Source organism: Aerococcus sp. L_32 (assembly GCF_050689315.1).
Window position 1 is genome coordinate 1 of sequence record NZ_JBOEQF010000068.1, and the last position, 11,157, is coordinate 11,157.

An 11,157-nucleotide genomic window follows, 5' to 3' on the forward strand; every position below is an offset into this window, starting at 1 on the left:
TTATGATAACAAGTTTTATTCAGCTTGTAAAGTATTTTCTCTTTACAGGGCAAAATTATTTTCCCCTGGGGTCGAAAATAGGTTTACTTCCCTTTTTTCTTAGCTTTTTTCAGCTTGCGGGCCATTTGTTTGGCTTGTAATTCAGCGACGCGGTTCTGGTTACGGTTGCCACCGCCTCCAAATCCACCGAAGCCACCGCCACCTAGGCCACCCATCATGTTTTGAAGAGCGCCCATGTTGCCGTTAGACATAGCTGACATGATTTTACGTGACTCGTTAAATTGTTTAATTAAACGGTTCACTTCTTGCAGTGTAGTCGCTGACCCTTTGGCGATACGACGGCGGCGTGATTGGTTGATAGAATCTGGATTTTCACGCTCATACGGGGTCATAGATTGGATCATGGCTTTGGTTTGTGCCATTTGTTTTGGATCAACATTTAAGTCGTCCAAGTTACCCATTTTATTCATACCTGGAATCATCTTCAAGATATCCTTCATTGAACCCATCTTATTCATTTGGTCCATATTTTTGATGAAGTCATTGAAGTCATAGGTATTTTCGCGCATCTTAGCTGCCATCGCTTCTGCTTCATTTTCATCAAACTCAGCTTGGGCTTTCTCGATAAGGGTTAACATATCCCCCATACCTAAAATTCGGTTAGACATACGGTCTGGGTAGAAGCGCTCAATCTCGTTTAATTTCTCACCAGTACCCGTAAATTTAATCGGTTTACCAGTTACAGAAACGATAGATAAGGCCGCACCACCACGGGTGTCACCATCTAATTTTGTTAAGACAACCCCTGTAATATCCAACTCTTCGTCAAAGGCCTTAGCAACGTTGGCTGCTTCTTGACCAGTCATCGAGTCAACAGTTAATAAGATTTCATCCGGATTAACGGCTGCTTTTATATCTTTTAACTCAGTCATTAACCGTTCGTCAATTTGTAGACGACCGGCCGTATCGATGAAGACTAGGTCATGGCCATTCATTTTAGCATGTTCAATCGCTTGAGTCGCAATCTCAACTGGACTTACTTGGTCACCCAAAGTAAAGACTGGTAAGTCTAATTGTTGACCGATTGTTTGTAACTGGTTGATAGCCGCTGGACGGTAAATATCGCCGGCTACCAGCAAGGGTTTCTTGTGGTCATTTTTCTTCAAGAAAGCTGCTAACTTACCAACGGTAGTTGTTTTCCCGGCACCTTGAAGCCCCGCCATCATAATCACGGTTGGTGGTGTGGTTGCGAATTGAATATCTTCGTGTTCTCCACCCATTAAGTCAGTTAATTCGTCGTTAACAATCTTCACGACTTGTTGCGCTGGCGATAGTGATTGCAATACCTCACTGTTTAGCGCACGTTCATTGACACGTTTCACAAAGTCTTTCACGACTTTAAAGTTCACGTCAGCTTCTAGTAAAGCCAGACGCACTTCACGCATCATTTCTTTTAAATCGCCCTCGGTAATTTTACCCTTCTTACCCATCGTTTGGACAGCGCCTTGTAGCCTATCCGATAAACTTTCGAAAGCCATTCTTGGTAACACTCCTTATTTATTCATTCATCTTAAGCATTCAATTCGGACCTATATTTGTTAAAATTCTTCACTTGCTTCATCACGGTTATCGATTGCAATTAATTGCTTCATATAGTCCGCTAGTTGCGTATCATCTGGGTATTTTTCTGCTACATAAGTAGCCATTTTTTCCCCTACCGCTTCACGGGCATAATAATCACGCGCTAAATGCAAATGGTTTTCATACTTCAACAAACTCTTTTCTGTCCGGCGAATGTTATCATAAACTGCTTGTCTTGACACATCAAAATGTTCTGCGATTTCCCCTAAAGAAAAATCCTCAGCATAGTACAGTTCAATATAAACACGTTGTTTTTCAGTTAATAAATCCCCATAGAAAATCAACAGGGTATTCATTTCATTTGTTTTTTGAATCTCCATCTAAGCCTCTTCTATCTGTCTAAAATTTGTCAAGCAGTTTTCCTTTACAAGTGTTTAGTATACACTATCAAACTTATTGAATCAACGAAATGCCCCAAGACCTTTTAGGGAAAAAGGGTGCCACAGTCTTGCTGACAACCCCAAAATTTTATCCGCGAAATAGGTCAAATTAAACAGTCCTGTGGTGCCCTCAAATCTGCTTACATGAAATTTAAAGCAAACAATACGGATAAGAATGCCTACCCTAATCCACACCTTCCATATTTTTGAAGTAGTAGATCGCTAACTGGGTTCGGTCCCGCACATCCAATTTATCCAAGATTTCTGATAAATAGTTGCGGATTGTCCCTTCTGAAAAGTGCATTTCTTGGGCGATTTCCTTGTTGTTCAATCCTTGGGCCACCCAATAAATCAGGGTCTTTTCTTTTTCCTTTAAGTCAGCAAGCAGTGGGTCTACCTTTTTGGCAGTTTGACATTGAGCTAGGTAACCAGGAATCTTGGCCACAATTTCATCGCCAAAGACCCGTTGTCCGCGGATAACTGCATCAATAGCTGGAATCAAGGACTCATAATCGGTTTTGAGTAGATAACCCTTGGCCCCAATTTTTAAGGCATCGATAATATAGTCGTCTTCTAAAAAGGTAGTCAGGTAGATGATCCGTGCTTGTGGGTCTTGGTCTAAAATCTGCTTACCCGCTTCAATCCCTGATATCACAGGCATCCGGATATCCATCAAGACAATATCGGGTGCAGTTTCTTCATATAAAGCCACTGCCTCCTGTCCGTCAGCGGCAATGCCCACAATCGTTAGTGGTAAATCTAAGTCAGCGGCCTTGGCCTTTAGAATGATTTCAATCCCAGAAGTGACCAGTAAGTCATCATCAACGAGTAGTATTTTCATGGTTTAAATCCTCCTTAAAGGGAATGGTGATAAAAATCCGAAAGCCGTTATCAGTCGAAATATGGAGTTTACCGCCCAGTTGTTGGACCCGCTCTTCCATATTCATAATACCAATCCCGCCACCACTCGTATCGGGACTAATCCCCTGACCATTATCCGCCAGCAATAAGGTCCACTTATCGACATTTTCTGTAAAGCGAAGTTGGACTTTTGTAGCGTTTGAATGTTTATTAATGTTGGTCAGCCCTTCCCTAACGATATTCAAAATAGAGTGGGCATCTTGATTGGTTAGGGGGCGGGTATTCTTATAGGTGAATTGAATGGGGGCTTTAGTAAAATCTTGCGTGAGTCGAGTTAATTCTTGGTCTAGTTGGATGGTTGAGGCATGTTCAGCATGAATAACCGCTCGGATATTGGCCATTGAGGTATTCAAAACGTCTTTCACTTGACCTAGACTTTCTTTGGCTTGTCCGTCTTTAACCATATATTCCAACGCGCCGATTTGGATCACAGCTGAAGATAGTTGGTGACCTAAGATATCATGAATTTCATCGACAATCCGCTTCCGTTCAAGTCTGACTTGTTCTTCAGATTGTTGGTCTTGGACAGCAATCAGATGTTGTTGCTCTTGGCGAAAACGATTATTGACGGCACTTAGTTGGTCAATTTGTTGGTAGGCATCTGTTTCAAAATTCATGGCCGTTTGAATAGAAGTATGTAAGTAGGCAGTCAATATGCTAATACCAGTGATTGTAATAACTAAAGCCACTGGCAAGTCAATGAGACTGCCTAAAATTATCATAGGTACTATAAGCAATAGCAGGTGTTTTAGTTTGCCAACGTAAAAATCAAAGGTAAAGATGGGCATAAAGTAAAAAAAATTCGGCCAGAAAAAGGACAATACCATGATTTGCCCTAGCACAAAAACAAGTTGGACAGCAGGATTTTTTTTGCCCAGGACCTTAAAAATCCCTAGACTATCTTCATTAGCTCCGTTAGCTTCATAAACCTGATTCGCTTGGGTGATGGCGATGACTTGAGCGGAAAGGATAAAGGCCAAGGCCATTTCAATAATCGGCATAGTCATTGCCCCTTGGTCATAAATGATAAAAGCAATCACGGTTACAAACATAGTCATCTTCAAACCGAATTCCGTCCATCGTGCGCGCATCCTGCCACCCCTTTCTTAGCCTCGTTATGTATCTATATCCTTATTCTATAGGAATTTGTTAGTTTTTCAATGACATCTGTCATCAGACTTGGGGACATTTCTCTATTCCAAACCACCAGCATTTCCTAGATAATAAGGTTAAGAAAGAGCACGATAAAAAGTTTGCAAATTAAACCTGCATTTTGAAAATTGAGGAGGAGATTTTCATGGCTATTGTAGAAATCAAAGACTTAGTCAAACGGTACAAAGATTTAGTGGCGGTTGACCATTTTGACCTGACCGTCAATGAAGGAGAGGTTTACGGCTTGCTTGGGCCCAATGGTTCCGGCAAAACGACCGTTATCAATTGCTTGCTGTCCCTATTAAGATACGATAACGGTGATGTGAAGATTTTTGGTGAAGAAATGGCGCCTAGTCGCTACGATATCAAGCGTCGTATTGGCCTAGTCATGCAAAATGTTGGGGTTTATGAGGAATTAACAGTCGAAGGCAATATTGACTACTTCTGCGGTTTATATATTTCAGACAAAAAAGAACGGAAAGCCTATGTGGACGACGCCATCGCCTTCGTAGCCCTTGAAAAATTTAGAAAGTTCCGGCCTAAACAACTATCGGGTGGGCTACTTCGCCGGCTCAACCTGGCTTGCGGGATTGCCCATAAACCGGATTTGATCATTTTAGATGAACCAACTGTAGCCGTTGACCCTCAATCAAGAAACAACATTTTAGATGGGATCCGGTCCTTAGCGGCTGAAGGGAAAACCATCATCTATACCACCCATTATATGGAAGAAGTTGAATTGATTTGTGACCGGTTAACCATTATGGATAAGGGGCGGGAATTAGTGACTGGTTCAGCGGATGAGATTAAAGGCATGTCCAATCATTTTGAAACTGTCACAGCTGAAATCTTTGCGATGCCAAGTGACTTACTAGAAAAATTGGAAAGTTTAGCTGACGTATCTAACGTTTCCTATAAAGAAAACACCCTGACCATTCAATTTAATAAAGGGATCGACCACCTAGTCAACCTGATGCGAACTCTTGAATCGTCCGAAGTAGAAATCCTGAACCTATTTGTTCAAAAGCCAACACTGAATGATGTCTTTCTTGAAATCACTGGTAAGGAGTTGAGGGATGATGTTTAAACATGCGCTCCTATACAACATTAAAATTGTTTTACGAAATAATGAAGGTTTACTTTGGGGACTCATTTTCCCATTAGTCTACGGCTTGGTCTACATGCTGGCCTTTCAAGGAATCAACAATCAAACTGAAAATTTTGATGCTATTCCTGTAGCGGTTGTCTATGAGGGCACTGCTGACCAAATCACGGAAGCTAAAGACTTACTAGCCAATATCGCCACTGAAGGTTCAATTGAAGCTGGAGACGTGGTTGAATCTGAGGAAATTGCTACTGGTGTGGTGGATTCAAGCGATTATCCCCTATTAGCCATTAACATGGAAGATGAGGAAACAGCCCAAGCCCACCTTCGTGAAGGAATTATCAGCCAGGCTATTTATGTAGGGTTTGACGACCAGAGTCAAATGCAATTTGACCTTGAAGTTGCCCCATCAGCTGCCTCATCAATCACTTCAACCATTGTCTATGCCATTCTTGAATCCTTTGCCTCATCAACCAATGCCTTTACTTTGCTATTTGACCAGGCCATCCAGTCGCCAGACCCACAGGAAGCGGTAGATCAAGTTAATTTTCGCCTAGATCAACTAAATACTGACCAAGACATTCTAGTCACCAGTAAAGCCAACAAGAAGGTGTCTGCCTGGTCCAATTTCTACTATGTGGCCCTAGCCTATGTATGTATTTTCTATATGAGTATTGGGATCAACTTAGTCCTACAAAATGAAGCCAATTATGCTGAAACTGCCTTGCGGGAAACGGTTTCCCCAACAACTAAATACACCCGCTACCTGGCCATTACCCTAACTTGGATTGTCCCAGCATTACTGGTTATCTACATACTGCTTGGGATTTACTGGCTCAATGATGTGCCACTTGGCGATGACTGGCCCCGAATTTTCGCCCTTATGACCCTTGGACCAATTACTGGGATTTTGATGGGATCAGCTTTTGCGGCCGTATTTAAAAAGAAAGCTGAACTAATTATGGGGATTGCCATTGTCATTCCCTTAATTTTGGGGATGCTTTCTGGGATGATGTCATACGATGTGAAAGTTTGGGTAGTCAATAATGCCCCTATTATCAACAAACTCAACCCTGTCGCCTTAATCAATGACGCATTCTATTATTTAAACAACTACCCAACTTACGCCCAATACAATCAAAATATGATGATTCTATCTGGGCTTGCGGCGGTATGTCTGATCATTTCACTCATTGGGATTAGGAGGACCGACTATGAAAATCTTTAAACTCTTCTATTCGCTAGCAAACGCTTATAGAAGCAACATTATGATCAATATCGTCATCCTATTCGCCTTGGCCATTCCCATCAGTATGATTTACTCCAACAATTTGGATTCCTCCTTTAACCAGGTCGAAATCAAAATGGGACTTGTCAACCACGACCAAGGAAATGTAGTGACTGACCATTTTGTCGACTACTTAAGTGACCAGAATGAAATCGTTGACCTGCCTGACGACGAGGAAGCCATTGTCGACGCCCTTTACTACGAAAACGCCAACTATGTGTTGGAAATCCCTGCCGGCTTTGGCGACGCCCTACTTGAAGGCGAAGACCTCATTCCCCTTGAAAAAAGGGTTGGGCCTGAATCATCTGTTGAAACCTATGCCGACATATTAATCAACAATTATATCCGCAATTTCCAGTACCTAAACACTGGTACTACTGATATCAATGACCCAGACGCTGTCAACACCACCCTACAGCTAGTCACCGACTCAATCGCTGATCATATTACGGTCTCTACCAGTGAGTCCACAAATCTGGACCCCGATACAATTGGTTTTGGTATGTCTTTCACCCACCTAGCTTCTTATACCATGATTATGACCTTGATTACAGTCTTTGGTTTTCCAATGATTTCCATGCGTAATCCAGAAATCATGAAACGAGACCGGTTAGGAGACGTTTCAACCAGCAGGCGCAATACCGAGCTATTCTTAGCGTGTAGTATCTTTGGTTTAGCATTGTGGCTCTTGATTATGACCGTTGGTGGCCTTGTCTACGGCTTTGACACCTTGTTTTCAAGTCACGGGCAACTCCTATTGCTGTCGTCCTTTGTCGCCATGTTTGGGATCCAACAGATGGCCTTCTTCATCGTGACAGTAGCGCCAAATAAAGGGATTGTGTCCTTCTGTTCTACCGCCATTTCCCTACTAGTGGCCTTTACATCCGGTCTATTTATCCCACGCAATTTCACCAGCCCAGTCATGCAGCAAATCGCGCAGATTGCCACCCCGATTTGGCAGGTGAAGGCCGACGAAATTATCCTAAGCGCAGAAAATTTGAGCCCAACCCAGCTCAATACCGTCTTTCAATATATGGGTATTCAAGTCCTAATCGCCTTAGCCTACATGTCTCTAACTTATATTTACCGTCGCTATCGTCAGACAGCTACCATCTAGCCATGAACAATGGCTACCATCTTGTAGCTGACTTGAAAGTTTAGGCGACTTTCATTGCCAATAAGCAAATATTCAAAAAATCAAGACTGCTGGCAATCGCACTCAACAACTTACACCAAAAAAACGAAGACCCACAAGTTAGCGGATCTTCGTTTTTTTGCTATATTCATTTTTTCAAATAGTCACTAACTCATGAATTTAAGCTTCTGGATCTTTTAATCCAGCTAATTTTTTCACTACATATACAATAATGGTCACAACTAGAACGATAGCTAGGATAATACCCCAAGTAGCTAATGTCAATGGTTCTGTACCAAATACATTGTTTAAGAAAGGTACATAAACAACCAATAATTGTAGGACTACTGAGAAGGCCATTGCGGCTAATAGTAGTTTGTTTTGGAAGAAGGTCTTATCTAGTCCAAATCCTGATAAACGACGAACGTTTAAGATATGGAACAATTGCGCAATTGCCATGTAAGTAAATGTCGCAGTTTGTGCATAAGTTAAGCTCATACCAAAGATATTATGGAATAGGTAGAATACCCCGAAGGCACCTAGACCAATAATCACACCTGAGATGATAATCCGACTTAAGAATGTCTTATTGACTAAACCAGATTCCGGATTTCTTGGTGGATGTTCCATAACATTTGCTTCTGCTTTTTCATAGGCTAAAGCAATCGCTGGACCAATATCTACTAATAGGTTTAAGAATAAGATGTGTAGTGGTTGAATTGGCATTGGTAACATAAAGATAATCGTCGTTAGGATTGCCACAATCTCTACCATGTTACATGCGAATAAGAAGGAAATGTATTTTTTGATATTTTCAAAAATGATACGCCCTTCACGAACCGCGTCCACAATCGTACCAAAAGCATCATCGGTTAAAATCATGTCAGAAGCTTCTTTAGCAACCTCAGTACCACGAATACCCATAGCAACACCGATATCAGCACCGTTTAAGGCCGGCGCATCGTTAACCCCGTCACCTGTCATCGCCACAACGTCCCCTGAATCTTGGAAGGCACGAACAATTTGTAACTTGTTTTCTGGTGATACGCGGGCAAATACGGCCACATCGCGGATTTTGTCGATAAAGTCTTTATCCTCATGGATCGCATCCAATTCTTTACCAGTCATGGTATTTTCATGGTTTTCAATCCCAATATCGCGGGCAATAACAGATGCGGTTCTTGGGTGATCTCCTGTAATCATTTTCACCTGGATACCGGCCGCTTGTGTTTGGGCAATAGCATCTTTCACGTCTTGACGTGGCGGGTCAATGATACCGAATAATCCGTCCATAGTTAACTTGTCTGTATTGTTGTCCAACCAAGCTTCCATGTCGTCAGCGACTTTATCCGCGTCTCCTTGGTCTTTAAGGGTATATGAAGCCAAAGCAATTACACGGTTACCGTCTGCTGTCAGGTCGTCATTCTTCTCTTGCCAGAAATCTTCTTCACCGTTTTCAGTTGCCACTAAGTCTAGGACCACATCCATAGCACCTTTTACGATTAGGCGGTGGATGTTATTTGGAAATTGGTAAAGTGCTGCCATATATTTCTTCTCAGAATCAAATGGAATTTCTTGGACAAGTTTGTAGTCATTGTCTTTTTCCCACTGCGGTGATAGACCGACTTTATGGCCTAATACCGTTAAGGCACCATCTGTTGGGTCACCTTTAATGGTGTATGGGTCTTGATTATCTTCGTCTTCTAATTCAGCTGCTTCTTCATCATCTAGTTGATCACGTTCGATTAAACGGGCATCAGATGACAAGTAACCGTCCGTAATCAATTTCAATAAGACAGCCTTGTTGTCGCTTAAATCGTCAACATCTTCAATTGAATCAATATCGAAAGTTACTTTTTCCGCATCTTTTGTAATATCGCCTTCAGGTGTATAGCCTGAACCTGAAACTTCATATTGGACATCATTTTTAATAATGATACTTTCAACCATCATTTGATTTTCTGTTAATGTACCCGTCTTATCTGACGCTATGATCGACGTAGCACCTAAGGTTTCAACTGCAGAAAGTGTTTTAACCAAGGCCTGGTGTTTAGCCATTGTCTGCATACCATTTGATAAGGTAATGGTTTGAACAGCTGGCATAGCTTCGGGGATTGCTGCTACCGCAAGGATTACGGCAATATGTAAGATTTCGCTTGGCGGGTTGCCGTTGAATAAACCAATAGCAACTACTAAAGCTGCTGCTATGAAAGCTACGACAATCAAGGCTTTACCTAATTGGTCAACCTCTTTATCTAACGGGGTTTGCATGTCCTTTTCACCCGTCATCATTTCAGAAATACGACCAACTTCAGTTTCCATTCCAGTACCAGTTACAATCACTTGCGCCTTACCACGCGTCACTGCAGTACCTGAAAAGACCATATTTAACCGGTCACCAATTGACTCTTCTTCGTCGTAAGTCGCATCTGGGTCCTTATCCACAGCTTCAGATTCACCGGTCAATGACGCTTCCATGACTGCAAAGTTGTTGCTTGTAAGCAAACGACCATCTGCAGCAATCGCGTCTCCTTCACCAAGAACCATCACGTCTCCTGGGACTAGCTGAGAAGAATCAATTTCAATCTCTTCTCCGTTTCGGATCACATGTACACTAGTATTGACCATATTTTGCAAGGCTTCCACAGACTTTTGGGCTTTAGTTTCTACAAAATATCCAGTCAGCACCGAAATGAGAACGGCCAGCATCACGGCTATAGCTTCAATCCAATCACCCATTGCAATTGAAATTATGGCTGCGACGGCTAGTAAATAAACGATAATGTTATTTAAATTATCTAATAGGATCTCCCACTTAGACTTACTATCCGATTCTTGTAACTTATTTTCCCCATAAGTTTCTAAACGTTCAGAAACTTCCTGGTCACTCAATCCTTCAGTCTTCGATGTTTCTAATTCATCAATGACCTCTTGTAACTTTTTTTGATAAATGTTTTTGCTCATCGCCTCATCCTTTCTTTAATAGAACGTTCAGCTCTATTTACATATTATGTTAACATAATATTTTATCCATTAAAAATGATTCAACTTGCGAATACGACATTTTTAGCCATAGCTAATCTCAATCATAAATGCTTCCTACCAAAAAAAGGCTGGAAGATGACTTCCAACCTTATATATATCTGACTTCATTAGCGGAACTACTCACTAGCTCACCCGATTTAAGAACCTATACCTAAAAAAAATTAGGCTCACTATCTTTCAATCATCTGCCTATTTTACATCTTTTAAAGCGCGTTTCGCTAATAGTAGCGAACCAGTAATCCCAGCATTGTCACCTAGCTTAGGTAACTGGATATAATCTGTCATTGCTGGCAATTCAACATAATTAGCAAGCGCTTTTTCCACTTGTGTACGAATCTTATCCAATAATTGATCTTGATGCATCACGCCACCACCTAGTACGACGCGTTCTGGCGCTAAAGTTAAAGTATAATTTGCAATCGCTTGCCCTAAATAATTTGCCACATAGTCCCAGACTTCATGATCTGAAGGTAAGTCAGCACCTTTAATA

The 11,157-nt window shown here is 41.6% G+C and carries 9 protein-coding genes; 3 read left to right on the forward strand and 6 right to left on the reverse strand.

The window, feature by feature from the left end; all coding sequences use genetic code 11:
• Window positions 1-83: 83 nt before the first annotated feature.
• From ffh to ACRCJ0_RS06190, 4 genes are all read right to left on the reverse strand, one after another.
• Window positions 84-1,538: a signal recognition particle protein gene (ffh, locus tag ACRCJ0_RS06175; protein ID WP_149358084.1), complete on the reverse strand. Its 1,455-nt coding sequence runs from the start codon at window positions 1,536-1,538 to the stop codon at window positions 84-86.
• Window positions 1,539-1,598: 60 nt separating this feature from the next.
• Window positions 1,599-1,961 (reverse strand): putative DNA-binding protein, encoded by a 363-nt coding sequence (locus ACRCJ0_RS06180; RefSeq protein ID WP_026466318.1) that lies wholly within the window; start codon window positions 1,959-1,961, stop codon window positions 1,599-1,601.
• A 244-nt stretch (window positions 1,962-2,205) separates the two neighbouring features.
• Window positions 2,206-2,862, reverse strand: a complete 657-nt coding sequence (locus ACRCJ0_RS06185; RefSeq protein ID WP_431389890.1) for a response regulator transcription factor — start codon at window positions 2,860-2,862, stop codon at window positions 2,206-2,208.
• Window positions 2,843-4,033, reverse strand: a complete 1,191-nt coding sequence (locus ACRCJ0_RS06190; RefSeq protein WP_431389891.1) for a sensor histidine kinase — start codon at window positions 4,031-4,033, stop codon at window positions 2,843-2,845. The genes ACRCJ0_RS06185 and ACRCJ0_RS06190 overlap by 20 nt, the downstream gene beginning before the upstream one ends.
• 206 nt (window positions 4,034-4,239) lie before the next feature.
• Here ACRCJ0_RS06190 and ACRCJ0_RS06195 point away from each other — a divergent pair, with 206 nt between their 5' ends.
• From ACRCJ0_RS06195 to ACRCJ0_RS06205, 3 genes are read left to right on the forward strand one after another with little or no spacing between them, the layout of a single operon-like run.
• Entirely contained in the window at window positions 4,240-5,181 is a 942-nt protein-coding gene (locus ACRCJ0_RS06195) for an ATP-binding cassette domain-containing protein (RefSeq protein WP_431389893.1), read from the forward strand.
• On the forward strand, window positions 5,171-6,427 hold the full coding sequence (locus ACRCJ0_RS06200) for an ABC transporter permease (RefSeq protein WP_431389895.1): 1,257 nt from the start codon (window positions 5,171-5,173) through the stop codon (window positions 6,425-6,427). Before ACRCJ0_RS06195 ends, ACRCJ0_RS06200 begins: the two co-directional genes overlap by 11 nt.
• A complete protein-coding gene (locus ACRCJ0_RS06205) occupies window positions 6,414-7,604 on the forward strand; it encodes an ABC transporter permease (protein ID WP_431389897.1) in 1,191 nt (396 codons plus the stop codon). The genes ACRCJ0_RS06200 and ACRCJ0_RS06205 overlap by 14 nt, the downstream gene beginning before the upstream one ends.
• 198 nt (window positions 7,605-7,802) lie before the next feature.
• Here ACRCJ0_RS06205 and ACRCJ0_RS06210 read toward each other — a convergent pair whose 3' ends face one another.
• Both ACRCJ0_RS06210 and ACRCJ0_RS06215 read right to left on the reverse strand, forming a co-directional pair.
• Window positions 7,803-10,586 (reverse strand): cation-translocating P-type ATPase, encoded by a 2,784-nt coding sequence (locus ACRCJ0_RS06210; RefSeq protein ID WP_431389899.1) that lies wholly within the window; start codon window positions 10,584-10,586, stop codon window positions 7,803-7,805.
• A gap of 270 nt (window positions 10,587-10,856) precedes the next feature.
• A partial coding sequence (locus tag ACRCJ0_RS06215) for an ROK family protein (protein ID WP_431389901.1) occupies window positions 10,857-11,157 on the reverse strand: 301 nt, incomplete at its 5' end.